The 25,984-nt window shown below is 63.5% G+C and carries 22 protein-coding genes, 1 tRNA gene and 1 other RNA gene; 9 read left to right on the top strand and 15 right to left on the bottom strand.

Features of this window, described 5'->3' with window-relative positions; all coding sequences use genetic code 11:
- Nucleotides 1-6: 6 nt before the first annotated feature.
- The 6 genes from ACFFF7_RS03695 to ACFFF7_RS03720 form a co-directional block, all read right to left on the bottom strand.
- The gene (locus ACFFF7_RS03695) at nucleotides 7-162 is read right to left on the bottom strand and encodes a hypothetical protein (RefSeq protein ID WP_379480007.1); all 156 of its coding nucleotides are present in this window, start codon (nucleotides 160-162) and stop codon (nucleotides 7-9) included.
- Nucleotides 163-187: 25 nt separating this feature from the next.
- Nucleotides 188-576: RNase P RNA component class A (gene rnpB / locus ACFFF7_RS03700), an RNA gene on the bottom strand.
- A 91-nt stretch (nucleotides 577-667) separates the two neighbouring features.
- The gene (locus ACFFF7_RS03705) at nucleotides 668-1,015 is read right to left on the bottom strand and encodes a hypothetical protein (RefSeq protein WP_379480008.1); all 348 of its coding nucleotides are present in this window, start codon (nucleotides 1,013-1,015) and stop codon (nucleotides 668-670) included.
- A complete protein-coding gene (locus ACFFF7_RS03710) occupies nucleotides 1,012-1,719 on the bottom strand; it encodes an N-acetylmuramoyl-L-alanine amidase (RefSeq protein WP_379480009.1) in 708 nt (235 codons plus the stop codon). Before ACFFF7_RS03710 ends, ACFFF7_RS03705 begins: the two co-directional genes overlap by 4 nt.
- Entirely contained in the window at nucleotides 1,716-2,357 is a 642-nt protein-coding gene (locus tag ACFFF7_RS03715; RefSeq protein ID WP_379480010.1) for a histidine phosphotransferase family protein, read from the bottom strand. Before ACFFF7_RS03715 ends, ACFFF7_RS03710 begins: the two co-directional genes overlap by 4 nt.
- A 27-nt stretch (nucleotides 2,358-2,384) precedes the next feature.
- Complete coding sequence (locus tag ACFFF7_RS03720) at nucleotides 2,385-2,780, bottom strand: M67 family metallopeptidase (RefSeq protein WP_379480011.1); 396 nt, start codon at nucleotides 2,778-2,780, stop codon at nucleotides 2,385-2,387.
- Nucleotides 2,781-2,796: 16 nt separating this feature from the next.
- Here ACFFF7_RS03720 and ACFFF7_RS03725 point away from each other — a divergent pair, with 16 nt between their 5' ends.
- Entirely contained in the window at nucleotides 2,797-3,753 is a 957-nt protein-coding gene (locus ACFFF7_RS03725) for an RluA family pseudouridine synthase (RefSeq protein ID WP_379480012.1), read from the top strand.
- A gap of 99 nt (nucleotides 3,754-3,852) precedes the next feature.
- Nucleotides 3,853-4,770: an RNA polymerase sigma factor RpoH gene (gene rpoH, locus ACFFF7_RS03730; protein WP_379480460.1), complete on the top strand. Its 918-nt coding sequence runs from the start codon at nucleotides 3,853-3,855 to the stop codon at nucleotides 4,768-4,770.
- Nucleotides 4,771-4,786: 16 nt separating this feature from the next.
- Here the strand turns inward: rpoH and ACFFF7_RS03735 are convergent, their stop codons facing one another.
- Nucleotides 4,787-5,614, bottom strand: a complete 828-nt coding sequence (locus tag ACFFF7_RS03735; RefSeq protein ID WP_379480013.1) for a transporter — start codon at nucleotides 5,612-5,614, stop codon at nucleotides 4,787-4,789.
- 47 nt (nucleotides 5,615-5,661) lie between these two features.
- Here ACFFF7_RS03735 and ACFFF7_RS03740 point away from each other — a divergent pair, with 47 nt between their 5' ends.
- The 3 genes from ACFFF7_RS03740 (at nucleotide 5,662) to mtgA (ending at nucleotide 9,104) form a co-directional block, all read left to right on the top strand.
- Nucleotides 5,662-6,993: an acyltransferase family protein gene (locus ACFFF7_RS03740; RefSeq protein WP_379480014.1), complete on the top strand. Its 1,332-nt coding sequence runs from the start codon at nucleotides 5,662-5,664 to the stop codon at nucleotides 6,991-6,993.
- 137 nt (nucleotides 6,994-7,130) lie between these two features.
- Nucleotides 7,131-8,285 (top strand): OmpA family protein, encoded by a 1,155-nt coding sequence (locus tag ACFFF7_RS03745; protein WP_379480015.1) that lies wholly within the window; start codon nucleotides 7,131-7,133, stop codon nucleotides 8,283-8,285.
- Nucleotides 8,286-8,378: 93 nt separating this feature from the next.
- Nucleotides 8,379-9,104: a monofunctional biosynthetic peptidoglycan transglycosylase gene (gene mtgA / locus ACFFF7_RS03750; protein ID WP_379480016.1), complete on the top strand. Its 726-nt coding sequence runs from the start codon at nucleotides 8,379-8,381 to the stop codon at nucleotides 9,102-9,104.
- A gap of 58 nt (nucleotides 9,105-9,162) precedes the next feature.
- Here mtgA and ACFFF7_RS03755 read toward each other — a convergent pair whose 3' ends face one another.
- Nucleotides 9,163-12,891 (bottom strand): TonB-dependent receptor, encoded by a 3,729-nt coding sequence (locus ACFFF7_RS03755; RefSeq protein ID WP_379480017.1) that lies wholly within the window; start codon nucleotides 12,889-12,891, stop codon nucleotides 9,163-9,165.
- Between ACFFF7_RS03755 and ACFFF7_RS03760 the strand changes: the two genes are divergently transcribed.
- Both ACFFF7_RS03760 and ACFFF7_RS03765 read left to right on the top strand, forming a co-directional pair.
- Complete coding sequence (locus tag ACFFF7_RS03760) at nucleotides 12,787-13,770, top strand: cation diffusion facilitator family transporter (protein WP_379480018.1); 984 nt, start codon at nucleotides 12,787-12,789, stop codon at nucleotides 13,768-13,770. The two genes, ACFFF7_RS03755 and ACFFF7_RS03760, sit on opposite strands and share 105 nt — an antisense overlap.
- Before the next feature lie 92 nt (nucleotides 13,771-13,862).
- Nucleotides 13,863-14,378, top strand: coding sequence for a nuclear transport factor 2 family protein (locus tag ACFFF7_RS03765; RefSeq protein ID WP_379480019.1), 516 nt, complete (start codon nucleotides 13,863-13,865; stop codon nucleotides 14,376-14,378).
- A 6-nt stretch (nucleotides 14,379-14,384) separates the two neighbouring features.
- Here ACFFF7_RS03765 and ACFFF7_RS03770 read toward each other — a convergent pair whose 3' ends face one another.
- From ACFFF7_RS03770 to ACFFF7_RS03785, 4 genes are all read right to left on the bottom strand, one after another.
- On the bottom strand, nucleotides 14,385-15,080 hold the full coding sequence (locus tag ACFFF7_RS03770; protein WP_379480020.1) for an aspartate/glutamate racemase family protein: 696 nt from the start codon (nucleotides 15,078-15,080) through the stop codon (nucleotides 14,385-14,387).
- A gap of 13 nt (nucleotides 15,081-15,093) precedes the next feature.
- A complete protein-coding gene (gene clpX, locus ACFFF7_RS03775) occupies nucleotides 15,094-16,350 on the bottom strand; it encodes an ATP-dependent Clp protease ATP-binding subunit ClpX (RefSeq protein WP_379480021.1) in 1,257 nt (418 codons plus the stop codon).
- 119 nt (nucleotides 16,351-16,469) lie between these two features.
- Nucleotides 16,470-17,159: an ATP-dependent Clp protease proteolytic subunit gene (locus ACFFF7_RS03780; protein WP_379480022.1), complete on the bottom strand. Its 690-nt coding sequence runs from the start codon at nucleotides 17,157-17,159 to the stop codon at nucleotides 16,470-16,472.
- A 99-nt stretch (nucleotides 17,160-17,258) separates the two neighbouring features.
- Entirely contained in the window at nucleotides 17,259-20,438 is a 3,180-nt protein-coding gene (locus tag ACFFF7_RS03785; protein ID WP_379480023.1) for a beta strand repeat-containing protein, read from the bottom strand.
- 137 nt (nucleotides 20,439-20,575) lie between these two features.
- On the opposite strand from ACFFF7_RS03785, the gene ACFFF7_RS03790 reads away from it, so the two are divergent.
- The gene (locus ACFFF7_RS03790) at nucleotides 20,576-22,081 is read left to right on the top strand and encodes an amidase (RefSeq protein WP_379480024.1); all 1,506 of its coding nucleotides are present in this window, start codon (nucleotides 20,576-20,578) and stop codon (nucleotides 22,079-22,081) included.
- 74 nt (nucleotides 22,082-22,155) lie between these two features.
- Here the strand turns inward: ACFFF7_RS03790 and tig are convergent, their stop codons facing one another.
- Nucleotides 22,156-23,655 carry a trigger factor gene (gene tig / locus ACFFF7_RS03795; protein WP_379480025.1) on the bottom strand — a complete coding sequence of 500 codons (1,500 nt, stop codon included), beginning with the start codon at nucleotides 23,653-23,655 and terminating at the stop codon, nucleotides 22,156-22,158.
- Between the two features lie 56 nt (nucleotides 23,656-23,711).
- Nucleotides 23,712-23,796 (bottom strand) — tRNA-Leu (locus ACFFF7_RS03800).
- Nucleotides 23,797-23,921: 125 nt separating this feature from the next.
- Here ACFFF7_RS03800 and ACFFF7_RS03805 point away from each other — a divergent pair.
- Nucleotides 23,922-24,086 (top strand): hypothetical protein, encoded by a 165-nt coding sequence (locus ACFFF7_RS03805; protein WP_379480026.1) that lies wholly within the window; start codon nucleotides 23,922-23,924, stop codon nucleotides 24,084-24,086.
- Here ACFFF7_RS03805 and sppA read toward each other — a convergent pair.
- On the bottom strand, nucleotides 24,083-25,972 hold the full coding sequence (gene sppA / locus ACFFF7_RS03810; protein ID WP_379480027.1) for a signal peptide peptidase SppA: 1,890 nt from the start codon (nucleotides 25,970-25,972) through the stop codon (nucleotides 24,083-24,085). The two genes, ACFFF7_RS03805 and sppA, sit on opposite strands and share 4 nt — an antisense overlap.
- Between the last annotated feature and the right edge of the window lie 12 nt (nucleotides 25,973-25,984).

Consider the following 25,984-nt stretch of genomic DNA (forward strand, 5'->3'; position numbering starts at 1 on the left):
ACCGGATCAGCGCACCCTAATCCGGCTGGTCAGGTGGAAGCGAAAGCAGCGATCGCAGCGATAGGGCCGCAGCGGCGTGTCTGCACCGGCAGCGGCAAGCAAGGCGTGCTGCCGGCTGGCGTAGCGGACCTTTTTTGCGCAGATGCTCAGCCGGGTGCGCATGGGACTGGTCGGGCCTTCAAAAATTTACGCCAGGGGGCCTGTAAGCCGGGTTCTGTAGCGCGGACGGTATCCCAGGAGAGACCGTATCCGCACTGGCAGCCATTCCTCTAGGCGGCGCATTGCTGCGACGCTCAAGCAATCAACCCGGGCGGTCGGGTCCGAAACAGACCTGCTGTTGCCAGCGCGCCGCCCCTATTCGATCTTGCTCCGGGTGGGGTTTGCCGTGCGGCCCCTGTTACCAGGCGCCCGGTGCGCTCTTACCGCACCCTTTCACCCTTACCTCTTGCGAGGCGGTCTGCTCTCTGTGGCACTTTCCCTGGGGTCACCCCCGGCGGGCATTACCCGCCACCCTTGTTTCGTGGAGCCCGGACTTTCCTCGGCATCTTGCGATGACGCGGCTGCCCGGCCCCCTGGCGTGAACAATCTATAGATGGTCGAAGTCCTGTATGCAAACCAGCGACCGATGAAATGAAAATGCCAGCGCTATCTCGTTCGCGACTTGTGCCTAAAGATCTCGTCGCAAGGTGCAGTTTGTGTCGCGTGGCGGACATCGACGCCAATCGTTTTCCGCAATCAGGACGATCGTCATCGCGAAGCATAACAGGGCTAACCAGAAGGACCAAAAGCTGGTGTGGAAGCCTGCAGAACGCTGCAATGTCCCAGGTTCGTTGCGGACCCGTATCCGGTTACCGATGAAAAATGTAGTCGTCCACAGGATGGCCAACACAGGAACGATATAGTCGCCTTCTCCAAATATCAGCATTAAAATCAATGCGATGAGAACTGGCGCGACTATCCAGATTTTCGCCAGCCATAAGCCCTTCAATGTCACCAACGAAGAACCGACCATCATCTCGTCTTTCCGCTATCCCTGTCCAGCAGCAGCGCAAACAGCATCGCCGAGCACTCCCCGTCGACCACGCCGTCGATCATGTGCGGACGCCAGCGGCGCTGGAAGGCGCGCATCGCGGCGGGCGGGTCCGCGATGTCGTAGCCGAAGCGTTCGAGCGCGAGGAAGAAGGCGCCATCGTTCTCGTAGGGGCTGGGCATCTGCACCTTCGGGCGCGGCAGCGCGAGGCGGTGAGCGGCGAGGAGATCCCAGTCGAACAGTTCGCCCGGATCCTCCTTGCGCGCCGGGGCGATGTCGGAATGGGCGACCACGTTGGCGCGCGGGATGTCGTGGCGTTTGACGATCTCGGCCAGCAGCGGCAGCAGCGCTTCCATCTGGGCGTCGGTAAAGGGGCGATAGCCGAACTCGTGACCGGGATTGACCAGCTCGATCCCGACCGAGGCCGAATTGATGTCGGTCACCCCGCGCCAGAACGAGCGACCGGCGTGCCAGGCGCGCTTGTCTTCAGCGACCAGGGCGTGGACGGTGCCGTCCTCTTCGATGCAGTAATGCGCCGAAACGCGCACTTCGGCATCGGGATCACACAGCCGCTCGATCGCCTCGGCCCCGGTGCGCATGCCGGTGTAGTGCAGCACCGCCATCGACACCGGCAGCAAACGCTCGCCCCAATTGGGCGACGGCGTGTGGCGATGGACCAGCTCGCTCATGCGTCCGGCAGCACCGCGCCCATCACCAGGGCTTCGTCGCTGAGCGCGAATTGCAGACCGCCGCCGTGGCTCTTGGCGAGCTGCTGGATCATGTAGGCCGGTGCAGTGCGGCTGGACAGCTGCCCCGCCGGCAGCGACCCGTCGAGTGCCTGGCCGACCACCGGATCGAAAGCGATCTTCGGCCCGGCGGCGCGGACCACGATCTCACTCGCCCCGCCGCGCTGTTCGGCACCGATATCCAGCGTGCCGCCGCGGACCAGCGCCTCGATCCCGATGTGCGCCAGGTTGAGCAGGATCTTGACCGCCGCCTTGGGCAGGCTGGGCGCGCCGAGTGACCAGTTGATCGTCGTGCGCCCGCCGCTGGCGACCAGCGCATCGATCAGCGCGCGCGGCTCATCGACCGCGACCATGTCGCCGAACCCGCCCGCAGCCCCGAAGGCCAGGCGGAAGAACTTCAATTTGTCGGCACTGGTGCGGGCGCTCTGCTCGAGCAGTTCCATGCAGCGCTTGCGCATCTCCGGGTCTTTTTCCTCGGCCAGCAGCTCAAGCCCGTTGGTCATCGCGCCGACGGGCGAGAGCAGATCGTGGCACAGGCGCGAACAGAGCAGGCTGGCAAGGTCAACAGCAGCGTCGGGCATCGACTATCCTTCTGGTTTGGCCTGTCCTTAGCCTTCCACGAGTCGCAGGGGAAGCGCCTGAAAGCCCGCGGCGGTATCGCGCCAGACCAGCACCGCCTCATTCGCGACGATTGCCCACAGCCGCCCGTCGCCTGCCGCCTGGGCGCGGTCGCTGGGCGAAGGGTCGGCGCGGCCATTGGGATGCGAGTGGTAATAGCCGAGCAGCTGCGCTCCGCCGCTGCGTTCGGCCTTGTGCGCTGTGATCAGCGCGGCCGGGTCGATCTCGAAATGGCGCGCCGGATCGGGATGGACGTTGGCAGCCGGAACCGCCCGCTCGATCCGCACGCCCTGCCCCAGCAGCAACCCGCAACATTCGAAGGGGTGCGCTCGTGCCGCTTCTTCCAGCAGTGTGGCATGTACGCCACTTGTCAGTTCGATCCCCATGCCCACATCCCTAACCATGAACGGGGGGGAACGCATCATCGAAGGCGCGATCGGCGCAGCGGGGGTTCGGCTCGACAAGGCGCTGGCCGAAGCGAGCGGCCTATCGCGAGAGCGGATCAAGGCGCTGATGGGCGAAGGCCGGGTCATGCTGGGCGGCAAGGAAGTGCACCAGGCCAGCCTCAAGCCCGACCTGGGCACCGCCTTCACCATCCGCGTGCCCGAAGCCGCTCCTGCCGTTGCCCAGGCGCAGGATATTCCTCTGACCGTGGCGTTCGAGGACGAATATCTGATCGTGATCGACAAGCCTGCCGGGCTGGTGGTTCATCCCGCCGCAGGCAATCTTGACGGCACGCTGGTCAACGCGCTGCTGCACCACTGCAAGGGCGAGCTTTCCGGCATCGGCGGGGTGATCCGGCCCGGCATCGTCCACCGCATCGACAAGGAAACTTCTGGCTTGCTGGTCGTAGCCAAGACCGACAAGGCCCACGAAGGGCTGGCCCAGCAATTTGCCGACCATTCGATCGAGCGAGCCTATCTGGCCGTGGTGGCAGGCGTGCCCAAGCCGCCGGCGGGCACGGTCAGCGGGCACATCGGCCGCTCCGACCATGACCGCAAGAAAATGGCGGTGCTTCACGAACTCAACCAGCGCGGCAAGCACGCCGTAACGCATTATCGCCTGCTGAAGGCTTTCACCGGCGCATCGCTGGTCGAATGCCGGCTGGAAACCGGGCGAACCCATCAGGTCCGCGTTCACATGGCCTCAATCGGTCATGCGCTATTGGGCGATCCGGTTTATGGACGCAGCCCGACCCGCCTTCGCCCGATTCTTCAGGCGATTCGCTTTACCCGACAGGCGCTGCACGCGGCCGTTCTCGGCTTCGTTCACCCTGTCACCGGGGACGAGCTGCGCTTCGAAAGCACGCTCCCTGCCGATATGGAGGAACTGTTGGTCGAATTGGGGCGTTCAAGCTGATCTATTGGTGTAGAAGTGTACTCTATGTGGTCTCCGCCACCGGATGCCTCTAAAGGGTCCGGTAAGGGCAGGCCGACGATGAAAGGACGAATGAAGACGATGTCCGAACGTGACAGCAATCTGCCGGCCAAGGGCAGCGCATCGATGCCCAGCCTCAGCGGTGAGCAGGGCCTCAACCGCTATCTGGCTGAAATCAAGAAATTTCCGCTACTTACGCCCGAGCAGGAATACATGCTCGCCAAGCGTTATGCCGAACATCAGGATCCCGAAGCGGCCAAGCAGCTGGTCACCAGCCACCTGCGACTCGTGGCGAAGATCGCCATGGGCTATCGCGGGTATGGCTTGCCGGTCAGCGAACTGATCGCCGAGGGCAACATCGGCCTGATGCAGGGCGTCAAGAAGTTCGAGCCCGACCGCGGCTTCCGCCTCGCCACCTATGCGATGTGGTGGATCAAGGCGAGCATCCAGGAATTCATCCTGCGCAGCTGGTCGCTGGTCAAGATGGGCACCACCGCGGCGCAGAAGAAGCTGTTCTTCAATCTGCGGCGGATGAAGAAGAACCTCGACGCCTACGAGGATTCGGATCTGCATCCTGATCAGGTTCGCAAGATTGCCACCGACCTTGGCGTGTCCGAGCAGGAAGTGGTCAACATGAACCGCCGGATGATGATGGGCGGCGATGCATCGCTCAACATCTCGTTCAACGAGGACGGCGAAGGCCAGTGGCAGGACCTGCTTGAAGACAACGGCCCGCTGCAGGACAAGATCGTCGAGGACGCGCAGGAAGCCAGCACGCGCCACGCCCTGCTGGTCGAGGCGATGGACACGCTGAACGACCGCGAGAAGCACATCCTCACCCAGCGCCGGCTGATCGACGATCCGCAGACGCTGGAAGAGCTGAGCCAGGAATACAACGTCAGCCGCGAACGCGTCCGCCAGATCGAGGTGCGCGCCTTCGAGAAGTTGCAAAAGGCGATGCTGCGCATCGCCACCGACAAGCGCCTGCTGGCGGCGTAAGGGCGCTGTTTGGCGACTAGAATCGGCGCGCCAGGCCCAGGCTGATCGCCCGGCCTGGCGTCGCCGCAGTCAGTCCAAGGTCGATCTCCGCATCGAGTTGCCAATCACGCGCTGGCTGCCAGGCCAGCGAAAATGCCGCCTGCGCGGTGGTGAAATGCCCGGCCGGATCCAGATTGCGCCAACCGGCCAGCTCGATCTCGGCCGACAGCGATCGGCCCAGCGACCGGCCCAGCCCGACAACTCCGCCCCAGGCCAGATGACGACCGCTACCGCTGGCATTCGCCGCGGCGGCTATTTCCGGCGTGAGGCCAAGTTCGAAATCGTTGGAGAGCGGCAAGGTAGCGGGCAACTTGGCCCCGACCGACCAAGTCCCTGCGCCGATCCCCGAACGGCCCGTCGGCAATGTCAGAAAGACCTGCGCTGCTACTGATCCATTGGCCCCGCTCAGGCCGCGTTGCATTGCCACGATGACATCGCCAAGGCCGCTTTCCCTGGAATTCGAACCAGTTGCCCTGTTCCTGACGCGGCTGGCACTAAAGCCGTCGTGCCCGATTTGCACTTCCGTCCGCTCGCCAACCCCGATCCGCACCAGGACTTCTCCGGCGTTCCATTCGTCGCTTACTGCAGCGGCGTCGCTCGAATGGTCCCAGCCGGCAATTCCCAGTTCGATCATCACATCGCCCGGGGCAAGCGTGCATGAGGACGTCCCCAATCCGGGCCGGTCGGCGCAGAATTCACGATCGTCGGCCTCGGCGATGCCCGGCAGGCCAAGCGCCAGAAACAGGCCGCCGATCAATCGGACAGTCAGCGAAAGGGTGCGCAGATGCGGCAGGGCTTTCTTCATCGTCATTCGCCTATATGACGATGAAGTCTGTGTTGTCAGGGGGATCGATGGCCGCGAATTCGAAATTGTGGGCGCGTGCTGCCGGCTTGGCGCAGCAGACCCTGCCCAGCCGCAATCGCTATGTCGATTTCCTGCGCGCGCTATCGATCCTGGCGGTGGTTGTGGGACATTGGCTGGTCGCCGCGCCCTATATCAAGGACGGCGCGGTGGTTGGCGGGCATCTGCTAGGCATCCTGCCGTGGAGCCAGTGGCTGACCTGGCTGTTCCAGGTCATGCCGCTGTTTTTCCTGGTCGGCGGCTATTCCAACGGGGTGTCGTGGGCGGCCAACCGGCGCGACGGGGGAACTTATATCGGGTGGTACGCGGGCCGGCTTCGGCGGCTGGTCTGGCCGCTGATGCCGCTGTTCGTGATCTGGACACTGTTCGCGCTGTTCGGCACCGCGCTGGGGGTAGAGCGCGCGATCGTCAAGCTGGCGGCGCAGCTGGCCTTGGTGCCGGTATGGTTCCTGGCGGTCTATCTGGGGGTTGCCGCCGTGGTGCCGTGGTCGTGGGCGGCGTGGCGGCGCTGGGGACTGGGCTCCATCGCAGCGCTGATCCTGGGCGCGATCGCTGTCGACGTGGCGCGGCTGCACTTTGGCGTGCCGCTGATCGGCTTTGCCAATTTCGGCTTCGTGTGGCTGGCGGTGCACCAGCTGGGTTATGCCTGGCCGGAAGGACGGATCGGGCGCCGCGGCGCGTTGGCGGTGGCGCTGGGCGGATTCGCGTGCCTGCTCGCGTTGGTCCACTTCGGTCCCTATCCCGTCGCGATGATCGGCGTTCCGGGAAGCGATCTCAGCAACTCGATGCCGCCGACCCTGGCATTGCTCGCCCTGGGCCTGACCCAGACCGGAGTTGCCTTGCTGCTCGAGCCTGCTGCGCGGCGCTGGTTGCAGCGCCCGCTGGTGTGGACCGCAGTGGTGCTGGTGAACGGCATGATCATGACGATCTACCTGTGGCACCTGACCGCCTTCGTGCTGGTCATGGTCGCAGCCTGGCTGGCCGGCGGGCTGGGCCTGCACGTCACCCCCGGCAGCGGTGCCTGGTGGCTGGCACGGCCGCTGTGGTTCGCGGTCTATGTACTGGCGCTGCTGCCAATGATCGCACGCTTCAGCCGTTATGAGAACATGGGACGCGGCAGCAATGACCGGGAATTGCCACTGTGGCGCTTGGTCGTGGCGCTGGTGATGATCTGCATCGGCCTGGCCGGAACTGCGGCAATCAGCATCGCCAGTCCCGATGGCGTGACCGGCGTACGCTTGTGGCTGGTCGCCATGCCAGTGGTGGGTGCCGCACTGATCGGATTTGGCCCGGTCCACTCGCTGGCGCGGCGGATCGGCTGACACCTGAAAAAATTCTTCAAGAATGTCGGAAAAGGCAAATTATTCCGGAATGGAGTGCGCTATACTGATCGCAACGACAGCAATAATCGCTGCGCCTTACGATAGGGTCGCTTGTTCAGGGAACGAGAGGAATTCCAATGCGTAAGCTTATCCTGTTGGCCGCGCTTTCCAGCACAGCCTTCGCATCACAAGCGGTCGCGCGCGACGATTCGTGGTATATCGAGGCCGATGGCGGCGTGTCGTTCTTCCGCGACAGCCATTTCTCGCTGCCGCAGATTTCGAACAACTTCGAAGCCGTTGCCGGAACCGAAATCGCCGTTGTCGATACCAAGACCGGTTTCGATTTCGGCGGGATCGTCGGCTATGATTTCGGACCCTTCCGCCTTGAAGCGGAAGCCAGCTATCGCCGCGCATCTGCCCAAGCGCTCACCGTTTGGGCCGGTCAGGGTACCTATCCGGTATCACCCGGAACCGGGCATGTCAGCGCGCTCAGCTTCATGCTCAACGGACTGATCGACGTCGGCAGTGACGACGGCCTGCAAGGCTTTGCCGGTGGCGGCGTCGGCTACAGCCACGCCAAGATCCAGGTTGCTTCCACTCCCGCAACGTTCACGTCCTTCGGCATGGACGGCAGCGACGACGGGTTTGCCTGGCAATTGCTGGCCGGGATCCGTTATCCGCTTAGCGACCATGTCGATATCGGCCTGAAATATCGCTACTTCAACCAGAGCAAGATCGATGTTCCGGCGACCTACACGTTCAGCGGCGAGGGTGTTTTCACCAGCGCCGACAATGTCCGTGGCCGCCTGCAATCGCATTCGGCACTGCTGACTCTGGCTTACAACTTCGGTGCGCCGGTGGCTCCGCCCCCGCCGCCTCCCCCGCCGCCGCCGCCTCCGCCGCCCCCGCCGCCTCCCCCGCCGCCTCCGCCGGTCGTGGAATGCAACAAGGGCCCCTACATCGTGTTCTTCGACTGGGATAAGTCGGACATCACGCCGGAAGCCGCGTCGATCCTCGACAGCGCGATTACCGCCTATGGCAACTGCGCCAACACCCCGATCATGCTGGCCGGTTATGCCGACCGTTCGGGCAGCCCGACCTACAACCAGGGCCTGTCGGAACGTCGCAACACCTCGGTGCGTGGTTACCTGTCCTCGCATGGCGTGCCGGACGGCGCGATCACCAGCCAGGGCTTCGGGGAAAACAACCCCCGCGTGCCGACCGCCGATGGCGTTCGCGAACTCCAGAACCGCCGGGTGGAAATCACCTACGGTCCGGGTTCGGGTATGTAACAAGCGAACATATCGTCTCACCGAGGGAGGGGCCGGAGCGATCCGGCCCCTTTTTCTTTGCGCGCGCGAATCGCGGCGTTAGAATCGCGGTCAATGAAGCGCTTCCTCACGCCCTCGCGGCCCTCGTCGAAACACGGATTCGCCTATCGCCTGGGCTGGTGGATCGGGCGGGCAATCATTGCCTTCCTGGTGATCAGCATCAGCATGACCGTGCTCTACAAATTCGTGCCCGTGCCGGTGACGCTGACCATGGTGCTCGATTCCAACGGTTTCGACAAAAGCTGGCAGCCGCTCAGCCGGATCGACCGCACCATGGTTGATGCGGTGATCGCCGGGGAAGACGCCAAGTTCTGCAGCCACAGCGGCTTCGATCAGGAAGCGATCGAAAAGGCGATCGAGCGCAACGCCCGCTCGTCACGCCTGCGCGGTGGATCGACGATCAGCCAGCAGACCGCCAAGAACGTGTTCCTGTGGCAGGGCACCGGCTGGACCCGCTATCTGCGCAAGGGGCTGGAAGCCTGGTTCACCGTGCTGATCGAGAACATCTGGGGCAAGCGGCGAATCATGGAGGTCTATCTCAATGTCGCCGAAACCGGGATCGGCACCTACGGCGTCGAAGCCGGTGCCAGGAAGTACTTCGGCCATTCCGCCGCGCGGCTGACCCGGGTTGAGGCAGCCCGCATCGCCGCCGCGCTGCCCGCACCCAAGCGCCGCGAAGTCGTGGCCCCCGGCGGCTTCACCCGCCGCCACGGCAATGCCATCGCATCGCGCAGCAATGTCGTGCGTAACGAAGCCATGGACGCCTGCGTCTATCGCTGAGGGCAAAAAGAAGGGGACGCCGAAGCGCCCCCTTCCCCGAATTCTATGGTCATCGAGGTCAGAACTTCACTCGGGCCCCGACGCGGATGCCGTAAAGCGACTGGCGCGCCTGAAGCTGCACGTTGGGCGAAGTAACGCGGGTGTATTGGTACTGTCCGCACGAGTTGGTCGGATTGGTCGTGGCCAGACAGGTGACGGTGACCAGTGCCGCATTGTAAGGGAACGGGAACTGACGGAGCGCGCCCCAATCCTTGTCGATCAAGTTCAGCGCGTTCTCGATGTCGGCAAAGAGCTCGAACTTGGCACCGTTCACGACCGGAAGGGGGATTTCCTGACCGAAATGCAAGTCGATCTTGAAGAAATCAGGTGATGTCTGACTGTTCTTAGGTACGATCTGGCCACGGAACTTTTCGAGACCCAAGGACGTAACCAGCGCGTTGAAGTTGGCTTCGTTCTGCGTGGCAGTGGTGGTTACGCCATTGACCGTATCGGATCCGAACACAACCCTCGGATCGCCCCCCGTCGTCGGAACATAGAGCAGCATGTTGCCAAGGTTTCCGACGGTGCCGAACACTGAACCACGACCTGACGAGCGGTCGAGCATGGTGATGCTATAGGGTCGGCCCGAACGATATTCCCCAAACAGACCAAAGCTCGTCTTGTTGTCTCCGAACAGTCGCGGCGTCAGATTGATGCCGAACTTCCACTGGTCGCGGTATTCATAGATCGAACGCCCGTATTCCGGGATATTCGGATCAGTGAACGCGTTGTTGCCGTAGTTCGAAGACGAGGTCGACGAGGTCAGTGCCGAGCGATCCTTGACGTCGGACCGTGTGTAGCTTCCGTCGATCGACACTGAACGGCCAAACTTCTTCTCAAAACGGAACGTGCCGAAGATACCGCGGCCATCGCTGGTATTTGTGAGCATCAGATCACGGTTCGTCGTGGCGATGCCCCCGAATGCGCCATAGCGCACGCGACCGTCCGGCAAGGTGCCAACCGGAACCGAGCGAAGGTCGGTCCACATGTAGGCATCGATGGTCTTGTCGTACAGGAACTGCACGCCAAACATCCAGTCGTCGCCGAGCGGACCGAGATCGGCGCTATAGTCAGCCTGAAGCGAGACCTTCATCTTGTTGGCCAGACGCAGGTTGGGGTCGATTACATCGGTGGCGGCGGATGCCAGTGAGGCAACGTTGGTGGTCAGGTAATTTATGACGCTCTGCGGGATCGCGCCGCTGGTAAGTGGATTCGCCAAGGTGCCAAGTGCGCTGCACGTGTTGCCCGATGCGACACAGTTAGACCGGTTGATGTCGACCTGGTTGGTCAACTGGCCCGTGTTTGAAAAGACGTTCGACAGGAACACGTCCGGCGTGCCGCCGCCAAATATGCCGACGCCGCCGCGAACGATCAGACGATCGGTCGGCTCCCACGTGAATGCCATGCGCGGCTGGAACAGGGCACGGCCCTTGAACGTTGCACGGTTGCTAAACCCATAGCGACCGGTGAAGTTCGCGTTCAACGGCGGCGGCGGGTTGTTGTCAAATAGGTCATAGCGAAGTCCAACCGACACGTTCAGCGAGTCAGACACTTCCCATTCGTCCTGGATCCCAAAGGTCCAGTTGCGGGTGGTGAACTGCGCTGCCGCATCGTTCGGATCGTTCGACGGGACCGCATTCTGATACCGCAGACGGTTCGCAAGGCCGGACTGGAAATCGGCAATCGAATCGAAATAGAAATCGCCCAGCGAACGCTGCAGGAACAGGTTGAAGGTATCGATGGTGGTGTAGCCAGCCATCAGACGCAGCGACTGCGAACCGAGTTCAACCCTTGCGGTGAGGTCGATCGACAGGTTGTCGGTGTTGAGCGCGTTGGAGTGACGGCTGACGTCGGGACCAATGAACAGGCGCTCGGAGCCGCAAGATGTAGCCGAGTTGCTGCCGCTGTTGACCGACGTCGGGTCAAGGCAGATTTCCATGTTCGGGAATGCCTGCCCACCAAACGGGGTCTGCGAACGGTTATAGTCGCGATAGGACGCACGCAGGGTGGTCGAGAAGGTATCGGACCACGATGAGTTTAATTCAAAGGTCCCGGAATTGACTTCCTCACGCAATTCATAGCCGTTCGACTTCAAACCAAGGCCGTATACCGGGGTCAGGAAGTTATTCTGCTGGAACTGGTTCGTGCCGACGTTACGAATGTAGGTCAGCGCCGCACGATGCCCATCGCTGATGTTCCAGTCGAGCTTGGCAACGATCTTTTCATCCTGCTCTTGCGCCGTCGTCAGCAAACCCTGCGTGTCATAACCGAAACGGGTCTGAGCAATCTGCGTTACCGAATCGATTTCGGCCTGGGTGATGCCCGGAACCTGGTTCGCGAAGGCCGGACCGACGCCATCTTCGATCGGCTTGCCTTCCTTCGTGCGCTCATACGCGGCCATGAAGAAGAGCTTGTCCTTGATGATCGGACCCGAGAGCCAACCGCCATATTGCTTCGAATTGAAGTCCAGCGCGACGTTGACATTCTTGGTCTTGCTGCCGGTCAGGCCGTCGTTGGTGTAGCTGAAGAAGCCGCCGCCGTGCAGCTTGTTGCCACCCGAACGGAGGACGACATTGATTGCGCCGCCCTGCATATCGCCTTCGGCGATGTCATACGGCGCAACCTTGACCGAGAACTGTTCGATCGCATCGTAAGGAACCGGGCCGCGGTTGGTTGGGAGACCGCCGTTGTTCAGACCGAAATCGTCAGACATCTGCATGCCGTCAACCGAGAAGCGATTGAGCCGGCCATTGTTACCAGCGATTTCAATGGTGCGGCTGTTGGTGAGGTCGATGGTCACCAGCGGATCACGGCGGGCAAGGTCGCGGATGTCGCGGTTGATCGAAGCCGCATTGTCGATCTCGGCCCGACCCAGCGCAGTGGTGGGGCCATCGCTGTTCTTGATGCGAGGCTGGACCGAAGAGGCGCTGACAACGATCTGCTGTTCGGCCTGCAGGCTGACCGGAAGCCGAACTGGCACCCCGGCTTCCAGATAGAGGTCATTGATTGTGCCAACCTGAAAACCGTCGGCTTCGACGGTGACCGTGAACGGACCACCGACGCGCAAACCGTTCACGGCGAAGGTGCCGTCATTCGCGGTTGTAGTCACGGCCGTGGTGCCCGACGGATCATGAGTGACCGTGACCGTGGCACCGGCAATCGGTGCACTGCCCGAAGTCACCGAACCGCGAACGGCCGATGAGGTTTCCTGCGCCATTGCCGGAGCGGCAACCATGCCGCACGCGAGAGAGATGCTGGCCGCGCTGGCGGCGAGGAAAAATTTGAGCTGCATTTCGTCTGTCCCCACTTGCCCCGCGAAAGGGCGTGAATTCAATTCGTTACGGATGGAAAGTCCGGTGCGAATCGCCCCTGACCCCTGAACCTGCAGATTCCCATACAAGTCCGCTCCGGCACAAAAAACAGAGTAACGTGACAGATTGTTGACACCGGTAGAGCGCAAGGCGAGCAGGGCTGGCGCAGTAGCAATATTGTGACTCAAGGGCCTGGCATTTGGTAATGTTGCTTTAATTCGGCACGGTGTGCGTTTCCTTTTCCCGCAATCGTGGTTAAAACTGAAGCGTGGTTTCTTGCTGCACTGCGGCATTTGTGCAACGCTAGGTGCGAAAGGCAGGACATAAGGGAAATGCAAGGCCACGATCATGACGCGAAAGCGCACGGACACGGCCATGCGCTTGGCCATGCACATGGGCATGGCCACCATCACCACGGCCATGGTCAGGGCAGTCATGGCACGGCCTTTGCCATCGCGGTTGTGCTCAACGCCGGTTTCGTGGTGGCGGAAGCCGTCGCCAGCTTCGTCAGTGGCTCTGCCGCGCTGCTGGCGGATGCCGGGCACAACCTGGGCGACGTGCTGTCATTGCTGCTCGCCTGGGGGGCATCTGTACTGGCGGCGCGCCCCGCGTCCAAGGGCTTCACCTATGGCCTCAAGAGCAGCTCGATCCTGGCGGCAATTGCCAATGCCGCGCTGCTTTGGGTGGCGCTGGGGGCCGTGCTGATCGAGACGCTGCGACGGTTCTGGCAGCCCGAGCAGGTCAACGGCTGGCAGATGATGGCTGTCGCCGCGGTCGGGATCGTGATCAATCTGGCTTCGGCGCTGCTGTTCGCACGCGGGCGCAAATCGGACCTCAACCTGCGCGCGGCCTTCCAGCATCTGATGGCCGATGCGGTCGTTTCGGCCAGCGTCGTCGGTGCGGGACTGGTGATCATGCTGACCGGGCAGAACTGGATCGATCCGGTGGCCAGCCTGATCATCACGCTGGGGCTGGCCTGGGCCAGTTGGGACTTGCTCAAGGACGCAATCAAGATGGGCCTGCTGGCCGTTCCCGCACACATCGACGAAGCAGCGGTGCGCGTCTACCTGACCGGCTTGCCCGGTGTCGCGGCCGTGCATGACCTGCACATCTGGCCGATGAGCACCACCGAAACCGCCTTTACCGCCCACCTGATCATGCCGGGCGGCCATGCCGGCGATTCGTTCCTGAGCGCGATCGCCGCAGAGCTTGAGAGCCGCTTCGGGATCCAGCATGCCACCATCCAGATCGAAGCTGCGGCAGCCGAGTGCAAGCTGCATGCTGCCTCCGCCAAACATGCCGGACACGCCCACTGACGATGCTCAAGCCCCGTTCATCGAACGCGGGCTAGGCGCGATCGCCGCGCAGTGTTCAGCTGCGAGCGAATTCCAGTGCCAAGGAGATTTTGATGCGCGCTTCCTTCCATCACGCCGGCCTGATCGCCGCCGCCTTCACTAGCATCGCGCTGGTCGCTCCGGCCCAGGCCCAGGACGATGCCAAGGCCCAGTTCCAGGCGCGTTACGGCGAATTGCGCACCGCGATGGAGGCCCACGATGCCGCCGCGCTGGGCAAGATCATGGCGAGTGACTACACGATGACCGACGTCCAGGGCGGCACTCACAGCGCGGCCGAAGTTATGGAGCGGATGACCAGGATGGCCGGCAAATCGCCCGATCCGTCGCGCAAGGTTGAAACCAAGGTGCTCTCGGCTGTTGTCACGGGCGATGCTGCCACGGTCGAACAGCAGCTGGTCGGCGGCGGCAAACGCGCGGGCGACGACGGCGTCGAACACAGCATGGAAATGGTCATGAACGCGACCGACAGCTGGGCCAAGCGCGGCGATGCCTGGGTCCTGGTCAAGAGCGTACAGACCGGCATGACCGTCAAGCGCGACGGCGAAGTGTTCTTCCAGCAGGGCAAGTAAGCGCCCTCAGGCCAGCGCGCGCTCCACGGCCGCAGCGGCGTGGAGCGCCGTGGTGTCGAACAGCGGCACCGGATAGGCCGCATCGGGCTCGACCAGTAGGACAAGCTCGGTGCAGCCCAGGATTACGGCTTCAGCGCCAGCGGCGGCAAGTTCGTCGATCAGTCCGCGAAAGCGCGCCTGCGATGCCGCTTCGATTTTGCCAGCGACCAGTTCGTCGAAGATGATCCGGTGAATGTCGGCGCGGCCCGCCGCATCGGGCACGAAACACTCGATCCCTGACACCTCGCGGATGCGATCGACCAGGAACGGGCGGTCCATGGTGAAGCCGGTGCCGAGCAGACCGGCCCGCGCCACGCCCTGTGCCGCCATTGCCGCGCCAGTCGGATCGGCGATGTGGAGCACCGGCAGCGACGTCGCCGCCTCGACCGCATCCAGACACAGGTGCATCGTATTGGCGCAGATCAGGATGAAATCGGCCCCGGCAGCGGCCAGCGCCCGCGCCGCATCGGCCATGATTTCGCCGAGCCGATCCCATTCGCCGGCGTGCTGCAGGGTCGCGATCTCGTCGAAATCGACCGAATAGAGCACGATCCGCGCCGAATGCACCCCGCCGAGCCGCTCCAGCACGAGCTGGTTGAGAATGCGGTAGTATTCGGCGGTGCTTTTCCAGCTGATCCCGCCGATCAGGCCGATGGTCTTCACGTGGCTGGCCGGGTCAGGCCGCCTCTTCCTTGGCCTTGAGCACGCGGATCGGTTCCTTGCGGCCTTCGACCACGTCCTTGTCGACCACCACTTCGGCGATGTCGGTTTCGGTCGGCAGATCGAACATCGTGTCGAGCAGCAGCCCTTCGACGATCGAGCGCAGCCCGCGCGCGCCGGTCTTGCGTTCGATCGCCTTCTGGGCAATCGCCTCGAGCGCGTCGTCAGTGAAGGTCAGTTCGACGTCTTCCAGCTCGAACAGCTTGGCATACTGCTTGACCAGCGCGTTCTTGGGTTCCTTGAGGATCTTGACCAGCGCCTCGATATCGAGGTCGTTGAGGGTCGCGATCACCGGCAGACGGCCGACGAATTCGGGGATCAGACCGAACTTGAGCAGATCCTCGGGCTCGGCCTTCTGGAGCAATTCACCAACCCGGCGCTTGTCGGGATCGGCCACATGCGCGCCGAAGCCGATCGAGCGCTTCTGCAGGCGGTCGGCAATGATCTTTTCGAGTCCGGCAAAGGCGCCGCCGCAAATGAACAGGATGTTGGTCGTGTCGACCTGGAGAAATTCCTGCTGCGGATGCTTGCGTCCGCCCTGCGGCGGCACCGAGGCGGTGGTGCCTTCCATCAGCTTGAGCAGCGCCTGCTGCACACCCTCGCCCGAAACGTCGCGGGTGATGCTGGGGTTTTCCGCCTTGCGGCTGATCTTGTCGATCTCGTCGATGTAGACGATGCCGTGCTGCGCCTTCTCGACGTTGTAGTCGCTCGATTGCAGCAGCTTGAGGATGATGTTCTCGACATCCTCACCGACATAGCCGGCTTCGGTCAGCGTCGTCGCATCGGCCATGGTGAACGGCACGTCGAAAGTCTTGGCCAGGGTCTGGGCCAGCAGCGTCTTGCCGCTGCCGGTCGGGCCGACCAGCAGGATATTGGACTTCGACAGCTCGACCTCGCCGCCCTTGCCGCTGTGCTTGAGGCGCTTGTAGTGGTTGTGCACCGCGACCGAGAGAACGCGTTTTGCCCGGTCCTGACCGATGACATAGTCGTTCAGCGTTTCGAAGATGTCCTTGGGGCTGGGGACGCCGCCATCCTTCTTGCCGGCGATGCCGGCCTTGGTTTCCTCGCGAATGATATCGTTGCACAGCTCGACGCATTCATCGCAGATGAACACGGTCGGGCCGGCAATCAGCTTGCGCACCTCATGCTGCGACTTGCCGCAGAAGCTGCAGTACAGCGTGCTTTTCGCGTCGGAACCTTGCAGTTTGGTCATGCCTTAATCCATCTGCCCCGCGCCGGCGGGGATTCGCCGGAGTGTAACCCGGCGCGGCGATTCTTCAATCCTGTGTCATAGTACGGCCAAATTGACCGCGCCTGAAGCGTCAGGGTTACTTATTCCTTGGCGTCCTTGGCCGTATCGCCGCCATCGGCCTCGGCTGCGGGACGGCTTTCGAAGACCTTGTCGACGATCCCGAAATCCTTGGCTTCCCCGGCATCGAGCCAGGTATCGCGGTCCAGCGCCAGGTCGATTTCCTCGACGGGCTTGCCCGTGTACTTGGCGTAAAGCTCGTTCAGCCGCTTGCGCAGGCGGAGGATTTCGCGCGCCTGAATCTCGATGTCGCTGGCCATGCCGCGCGCACCGCCCGACGGCTGGTGGACCATGATCCGTGCCTGCGGCAGAGCGATGCGCATCCCCGGTTCGCCCGAGGCGAGCAGGAAGCTGCCCATCGAGCAGGCCTGGCCGATGCACACCGTCGACACCCGCGGGCGGATGTACTGCATGGTATCGTGGATCGCGAGACCCGCCGTCACCACGCCGCCCGGCGAGTTGATGTACATCGAGATATCCTTCGACGGATTCTCGCTTTCCAGGAACAGCAGCTGGGCGACGATGACCGAGGCCATGTGATCCTCAACCTCACCGGTGACGAAGATGATCCGTTCGCGCAGCAGCCGCGAATAGATGTCGAAGCTGCGTTCCCCGCGGCTCGATTGTTCGACCACCATCGGGATCAGCGCCCCGGTCACGGGGTCGCGGGTAAATTTGCCTTGGGCATTTGACGAACCGAACAGGTCGAGCATGGAAGTCCTCTTGTGCGTTGGTCCGCCTATGTCGGCTCTGATGCGCCGATGTTCAAGGGCATTAACCCTTGGCTGATCGTCAGGGCCACCCGTCCGGCCTCAGCCGAACTGGAAATCGCCTGCGGTCAGCGTACTCATCTGCACGCCGACCAGCACCACGAAGTTGCCGCCGCCCAGATCGATCGCGCCATCGCTGCCGTTCTGGACAAAGTGCGTCTGCGCCTGGGCGAAGTCGGTATAGATCCCGTTCAGCTGGACCTTGTCTTCGCCGTGATGGAAATCGCCGATCACGTCCTGGCCCGATGCAGCATCGAACACGAAGATGTCGGTGCCCGCGGTGCCGCCGGGTCGATCCCCGAAAAGCAAGTCGTTGCCGCCCTTGCCGTTCAGCGTATCGTTGCCGTCGTTGCCCAGCAGCCAGTTGCTCGACGCACTGCCGGTCAGCACGTTGTTAAGATCGTTGCCCGCGGCGAACGGGGTGGTGCCGGCAAGGATGCAGTTCTCGACATTGGCCCACAGATAATAGCCCGCACCGACGATGTCGGCGATGACGGTATCGGTGCCCTCGCCAACGCCCTCGAAGATGATGTCGTCGGGCGTATCGACGTAGTAGGTGTCGTCGCCTTCGGCCCCGTTGAGGATGTCGTAATCGCCAAGGCCCGAGTTGGCGAAGAGCGTGTCGTCGCCCAGCCCGCCGACCATGATGTCGGTATCGAAGGTCGCGCCGCCGGTCAGGGAGTCGTTACCGTCGCCGCCGTAGAGCGCGTCGGCATCGGCCCCGCCGTTCAGCGTATCGCCCCCCGCACCGCCGACCAGATAGTCGATGCCGGCGTCACCGCCAAGCGTATCGGCTCCGTCTTCGCCGAACAGCAAATCGTTTCCGGCCCCGCCGCTGATCGCATCATCGCCCAGGCCGCCGATCAGCAGGTTGCCGCCAGCATTCCCGGTGATCGAATTGGCGAGCTCGTTACCAACGCCGTACCAATTGTTCGATCCATCGGTGAACATCAGATTCTCGACATTCGCATAGAGGTAGAAATCGTTGGATGCGACGACGGTGTCGATCCCGCCGGCCGCATTCTCGAATACCAGATCGGCCTGCTGGTCGACGTAATAGAGGTCGTGGCCCAGTCCGCCGGTCATGGTATCGGCCCCCAGCCGGCCATCGAGCACGTCGTCGCCGGCGTTGCCGATCAGCACATCGGCCGCCGAGGACCCATAGAGCGTATCGGCGCCAGCCGCCCCGATCAGCGCCTGATTGAAACTTGCCCCATCCAGCGCGCTAAGGGTCATGCCCGCCGTGTCGGTGTTGGCAACCACCAGCGCCACGACATCGCCGCCGGGACCGTTGGTCCAGTTGCTGACCGCGACGTTGGGCATGACCGCGCCCGGGGCGATTGCGACAATGGCGAGCTGGTCGATCCCTGCGCCGCCAACCACCGCGGTGATGCCCGACGCCGCATATTGCTGAAGCACCATGACCCCGGTCACGGTCTGGCCGACCTTGGAATCGAACTGGAGTGTCTCGATCCCTGCAACCGTCGAGGCAAAATACAGGTTGTGCGCGCTGAATGCGCTGCCGCCGAAGCTGCGCAGGACAAGCGTGTCCTGCCCCGTCCCGCCATCGATGATCGGCGCGCCGAAAAAGCCAGTGGGATTGATCGCGCCGTCGAGGATGATGATGTCGTTGCCGGCGTCGCCGAACAGCTGGTCGGCCCCGCCGCCGCTGTAGATCCGGTCCGCGCTGTCGGCTCCGTGAAGCTGGTCGTCCGCGCCGCGGCCGAACTGGATGTCGGCAAAGGCCGTACCGGGATCGACCTGGGTGAAGTTATCCGTGCTCAGGATGAAATCGGCGGAGGTCAATCCACTGGCCTGCACCCCGTTCATGCGCACTTCGATGTGTTCGCCGCCGGTGTCGGCGACAAAGGCAGCGCCACCGGCCTGTTGGACCAGGAAATCCTGAACCCGCGCCATCGAAATGAGGCCGCTGCCGCCAAGGTCGAACAGATCCTGACCCTGGGTAAAGTCGGTGATGGTCACAATGCCGCCGGCCACGGAAAAGGTATCGTTGCCGCCGCCGCCGGTCACCGTCTGGTTGCCCGCGCCAAGCGAGATGTAATCGCCGCGCGACGTGCCGACCACCGAAACGCCGTTGCCGTCTGCCGTGGTGATGCGGAAATTGACGTCCGCCCCGGCAAGGAAGGTGTACTGCGATCCGTTGAAGCTGCCGCCGAAATCCAGCGTGACCTCGACCGAGCCGGTACCGCCCCAGAATGTCGCCGCCGGAAGCATGGCGAGATGCGCCTGATCGAGCCGCAGGACCGCGGCATACTGGCGCGGCGCAGTCGGCGTCACCGGGCCGTAATCGGCCTGCAGGATGACCCCTTCGATGCTGGTCAGCGTGGCCTGCAGGGTGACGTCGCCGCCGATGCTGATCGCGTCGGTACCGCTGCCGCCGTTCCACACCCCGCCCGCGCCGGTGAAGGTCGTGGGGGCAAGCCAGGTTACGCCGTTGGCCGCCGCCGTATTGGCGATAATGATCAGATCGTTGCCGCCGCCTGCATTGACCTGATCCGCGCCGCGGCTGGCTTCGAACATGTCGGCGTTGCCGGAACCGTTCAGGATATCGTCGCCCGCACCGCCGCTGAGCACCTGTAGGAACGTGGCCCCGGCAAGGGCGTTGAGCGTCACGCTTGTTCCGGCGGGCGTTCCCGCTGACAATGCCACGAAATCGCCGCCTTCCCAGGCATTGAGCGGCACCGCATCCCAGTTGGAAAGTGAAAGGGCCGGCATGGTGAACGTGCCTGCGGCGGTTCCTGTCAGCAATGAAAGGACATCGCGTCCGACGTTTCCGACGACCTGGCTGATGCCGGTCGAGGCCCAGCTCGACAGGTTGAACACGCCCTGCACGGTATTGCCGACCTGCGAGCCATAGACCAGTTGCTCGATCGAGGTCACAGTCGCGCTGCTGAATGAATGCGGAGAAAGCAGACCAATCGACGTGGGAAAGGGCGATGGGAACCCTGACAGGACTTCAAGCTGGATCGTATCGGTCCCGGCACCGCCATTGAAGCTCTCGCCAGCGCTTGAGACGGTATTTTCGACGAACGTGTCGTTGCCGTTGCCGCCGCTGAGACTGTCGACGCCCGATCCGCCGAAAATGAGATCGTTGCCGTCACCGCCATCGATCGTGTCATTGCCGCCCAGGCCGTTGATGACGTCATCGCCCGCCGTACCCGTCAGATTGTCGGGCCCGGTGGTTCCATCGATAATCGGCATGTGTGCTCTCCCCTGTCTCCGCAACGCACGTCCCGCAGCGAATCCATCAATTGCTGCCCGATCCGGACAGATTTGCAACCAGAATCAATGGGTGACGCACTCTTGTCTTAATGCGATCCGTACCGCACAATCCTACTATGAAACCACTTTGCCTGCTGCCCCCCGTCGCTCTTTCCATGCTTCTTGCCGCCTGCGCATCGGTTCCGGTCATTCCGCAGACGCGAAGCGCCGAACCGGCAGGACAGGTTGCCCAATATCTCGCCCGGATCGATGCGCTGGATGATAGCGGGCCACGACTCAACGCGGTCATGACGATCAATCCCGCAGCGCTGCGCAGCGTGTCCGAACAGACTGCCAAGGGCGGACCGCTGGCTGGCAAGGCAATGCTGATCAAGGACAACATCGAAACCGCGGATGCCATGGCGACCACCGCCGGCAGCCTTGCCCTGAAAGACAACGTTACCGGTCGCGATGCACCTCTGGTGGCAAAGCTGCGCGCCGCCGGGGTGGTCATCCTGGGCAAGACCAACCTGTCCGAATGGGCCAATATCCGCTCGTCCGGCTCGTCCTCGGGGTGGAGCGCAACGGGCGGGCAGACGAAGAACCCCCATGCCACCGACCGCAGTCCGTGCGGATCATCTTCGGGCAGCGGTGCCGCCATCGCGGCGGGCATGGCCTGGGCAGCGATCGGGACGGAAACCGACGGATCGATCACTTGCCCGGCCAGCGTCAACGGCATCGTCGGCTTCAAGCCCACTGTCGGCATGGTGAGCCGCACCCACATCGTCCCGATCAGCCATAGCCAGGACACCGCCGGCCCTATGACCACCTCGGTCAAGGATGCGGCCCTGATCATGAACGCCATCGCGGGCCCGGACCCGGCCGACACGGCGACCGAGCGCGCGGCACTGCACGTGACCGATTTCACCGCCGGCCTGAACAGCGCAAGCCTGGCCGGGGTGCGGATCGGCGTGCTGCGCAAACAGGCCGGCAACCACGCCGGTGTTAACCGCCTGTTCGATCAGGCCCTGGCCGATCTCAGGCGCGCCGGGGCAGAGCTGGTCGAGATCAACTATGATCCCGATCCGGCAATGTTCAACGATGAAGGCACGGTGCTCTATTATGAGCTAAAGCATGACCTTGGGGCCTATCTGGCCGCATTGCCCGGCGATCCGCCGATCCGCAGCCTGGCCGATGCCATCGCGTTCAACAAGGCTAATGCGGCCGAAGAACTGCGCTGGTTCGGGCAGGAGACGTTCGAAAAGGCAGTCAAGCTGGATGATGCGACGGCCTATCAAAAGGCGCGCGACAATTCGCTGCGCCTGGCGGGCAAGGACGGCATCGACAAGCTGCTTGCCGCCAACAAGGTCTCGTTCCTGGTCGCGCCGACCGGTCCGCCAGCCTGGCCGATCGACCTGATCGCCGGCGATCACTACCTCGACATCGGCGCGGGCAGCCTGCCGGCCATCGCCGGATATCCGCACCTGTCGGTGCCGATGGGCGACGTCGACGGGCTGCCGGTCGGCCTGTCGATCATCGGCGCGGCGTGGCAAGACAAGGCCGTGCTGGACGCGGGTGCAGCCTATGAACGCGCCCGCACCGCCGCGCTGCGCGCGCCGAGCTTTAAGCGCTGGGGCGAATAGCGAAGAGGCGAATAACGAGAACGGCCCGCCGCGGACAAGCCGGGCGGGCCGTGATCTCGTAGTATCTGAAGCGCTTACTTCTTGGCAGCGGCCTTCTTAGCCGGTGCCTTCTTCGGCGCGGCTTCAGCCTCGGCCTTTTCGGCCTTGGGCTTGGCTTCCTTTTTCGGCGCAGCGTCAGCCTTGGCTGCAGCTTCCTTCTTCGCCGCGGGCTTCTTGGCCGGCTTGGCGTCCTTGGCGGGTGCGGCTTCCTCGGCCTCGATCGCGGCCTGGAGCTCGTCCCTGGTCACGGTCTTTTCGGTGACTTCGGCCTTGTCGAACAGGAAATCGACAACCTTGTCCTCGTACAGCGGGGCGCGCAGCTGGGCGGCGGCCATCGGGTCCTGCTGGACGTATTCATAGAACCGCTCACGGTCCTCGGGGCGATACTGCTGCGCGGCCTGCGCCATCAGCATCTGCATTTCTTGGTTGCTGACCTCGACGTTGTTGGCCTGGCCGATTTCGGACAGCAGCAGGCCGAGGCGGACGCGGCGCACGGCGATGGTGCGGTAATCGTCCTTCTCGGCCTCGATTTCCTTCAGCGCGGCTTCGGGGTCTTCCTCGCCCTGGGCTTCCTGGGTCAGCTGCTGCCAGATTTGCGCGAATTCGGCTTCGACCATGCTCGGCGGGACGTCGAAATCGTGACCTGCGGCCAGCTGATCGAGCAGCGCGCGCTTCATCTGGGTGCGGGTCAGGCCGGCAGTTTCCTGTTCCAGCTGGCCGCGCAGCAGGCCCTTGAGCTGGGCCAGGTCGGTCAGGCCCAGGCCCTTGGCGAAATCGTCGTCGATCTTGGTTTCGCCGGGCACCTTCACCGCCTTGACGGTGATGTCGAAGGTTGCGCTGGCGCCCTTGAGGTTTTCGGCCGGATAGTCGTCCGGGAAGGTTACGGTGATAACCTTCTCGTCGCCTTCCTTGACCCCGACCAGCTGTTCTTCGAAGCCGGGGATGAAGCGGCCCGAACCGAGCTCCAGCGCGGTGTCCTGCGCCGCGCCGCCTTCGAAGGGCACGCCGTCAACCTTGCCGAGGAAATCGATGATCAGCTGATCGCCGTCTTCGGCCTTCTTGCCTTTCTTGGCATCGACGAAGTTCTTCGCGCCGGCGGCCAACTTGGCCAGCTGCTCGTCGACTTCGCCGTCGCTGACCGGAACCACCAGCTTGTCGAGCTTGAGCCCGTCGAGGCTGGGGGTGGCGATCGTCGGCAGGACTTCCAGGCTGACGGTCAGCGCGGCGTCCTTGCCCTCTTCGTATCCGGGGGCCAGATCGATCTGCGGCTGCATCGCCGGACGCAGCTTGTGGTCGGCAACGACCTGGTCGATCGCTTCGCGGACCGAGGTGTTGAGCGCTTCCTGGTGGAGCGCTGGACCGTGCATCTTCTTGACCAGATTGGCGGGCACCTTGCCCGGACGGAAGCCCGGCATGCGTACCTGGGGGGCGATCTTGGTCACTTCGCCGTCGATCTTTGCGGCAATATCCTTGGCCGTAATCGTCACCGCATAGGCGCGCTTCAAACCTTCGTTGGTGGTCTCGACAATCTGCATGACAATGGAAGCCTTCTCGAACTGCAATTTCTTCGCCGATTCCCGGGCAGCTGAACTGGTGCGGGCGAAGGGACTCGAACCCCCACATCTTGCGATACTGGTACCTAAAACCAGCGCGTCTACCAATTCCGCCACGCCCGCGCGCCGACGAAGCCTTGAATCAAGGCGTGGCCCTTAGTGGCCAAGAGGCGAAAGGGCAAGGCCGCACAGTCTTGTGCGGAACGGATCGCGCGCCCATCTGTTGGTAAGCCGAGAGGAACACCCCAATGGCCACCCAACCCGACCCTGCCCCCGACACGATCGAACCGCAAAGCCCACCCGAACGGCCCGACCAGCGGCCGGTGCCGGAAGCGCCGCCGAGCCAGCCGATCGAAACCCCCGAACCGTCGCCCGACGTCAACGAGCCAGGCCGCGGCCCGGACGAGTTCTAAAAGCCGGCAAAGGCCGCAATCCGCGCCAGCCAGCCAGGGTCGCCCGCCGCTTTGGGCCGGGCCATCGGCGATACCGGGCAATCGAGGCAATAGGCCTGGGCACCGCGCGTGCCGAGCATCCGCTGGACGCTGGCCACCCCTTGCACCATCTGGCTCTGCTGACGGAGCGCCACCAAGCCTGCGAGATCGCTGGCCGGCGCACTCTCGCCCGCGTCGTCTTCATCGCCGCCGGTCAGGCGCTCGATCAGGCTGGCATAGCGGTTGTCGCTGCGCCCATAGAATTCGGCGTGCCAATCATTGCCCAGCTTGGCGGCCTGGGCGGCATAGGCGACGGCATCGTCAAGCCCGCCGAACTGGTCGACCAGCCCGTTCTGCCGCGCCGTGCCGCCATCCCACACCCGGCCTTGAGCAATGGCATCGACCTGCTCGGGCGTCTTGCCGCGCGACTTGGCGACAAGGCCGATGAAGCGGGCATAGCCGTTCTCGATACTGGCCTGCAGCATCGCCTCCACCTCTGGTGTAAAGCCGCTGAGCACGTCGGGCTGGCCGGACAGCGGCGTGGTCTGCACCCCGTCCCCCTTGACCCCGTACTGCGCCAGCGTGCGCTCGAAGCTGGGGATCAGCGCAAATATTCCGATCGATCCGGTGATCGTCCCCGGTTCGGCAAAGATCCGCTGCGCCGGAGTCGACACCCAATAGCCACCGCTGGCCGCAAGGTTGGCCATCGATACCACGACCGGGCGTTTCTTCGCCTTGAACCGCTCGATCGCATTGCGGATCTGCTCCGATGCCATGACCGAACCGCCGGGCGAATCGACCCGCAGGACCAGCGCCGGGGCATCGTCGGCATTGGCCTTGTCGATCAGCCGGGCGATCCGCTCGCCGCCGGCGGTGCCGGGTCCGGCCTTGCCGTCGACGATCTCGCCGGCAACGGTCACCACGGCCACAGCCTTGCCATCGTCCGCTTCCGGATGGGCCGCCAGCATGGCCGGAAGGGCTGTGTGCGCATAGGCGCCGGGCCGGGTCGATGCCGGATCCGTGCCAGCGATTTCCTTGACGCGTTCGCCAAAGGCAACCTTGTCACCGATGCGGTCGACCAGTCCCGCTGCAAGCGAGGCTTGTGCCGCATCGCCGCCCGTGGCCTTCAGCCAGCCGACCGGATCGCCGGTTACCTTGGCGATATCGGCCTTGGGCCGGGCCTTGGCGACATTGGCCTTCCAGTTATCCCACAGCGCGGCATAGAGCGCGCGGCGCGCCTCGAGCGAGGGCGCCGAAGCGCTGTCGCGAACGTAAGGTTCGACGAAATCCTTGTAGGTGCCGACCTTGTAGACGTGGGTGTTGATCTTGAAGCGTTCGAGCAGCGGGCCATAGTACAGCGACTTGCCCCCTGGCCCCATGACGAAAGCGCCGCCCAGCGGATCGACCCAGGCCTCGCTGGCATGGGCGGCCAGCATGACCCCGTCGTCGACATAGCCGGTGGCATAGGTCAGTACCGGCTTCTTCGCGGCGCGCACCGCATCCATCGCCGCGCCGATTTCCTCCATGTGGACGATCCCGCCCCCGGCAAATTGCGACAGGTCGAGCACGACCGCCTTGATCCGGTCATCGCTGGCCCCCGCGCGGATTGCGCGGGCCACGTCGCGGGCACGGTATTCCTTTTGGGGCTCGGCCTGCGAGAGAAGCATTTCAAGCGGATCGACCGCGGCCGGCTCTTCCACCACCGCACCGTCAAGCTTGACCAGCAAGGCGCCGTCGCGGACCACCCCGGCGCTTGGCCGCGTGGTCAGCACGGCAAACAGGCCAAGGAAGAACAGCAGCATGAACAGCAGGACCAGGCCGTCCTTGATCGCAACAAGCAGGTGCCAGACCTTGCGGGCAAAAATCATGCGGAATCCTTG

Origin of the sequence: Novosphingobium aquiterrae (assembly GCF_042434435.1) — a bacterium.
GTDB classification, from domain to species: Bacteria; Pseudomonadota; Alphaproteobacteria; order Sphingomonadales; family Sphingomonadaceae; genus Novosphingobium; species Novosphingobium aquiterrae.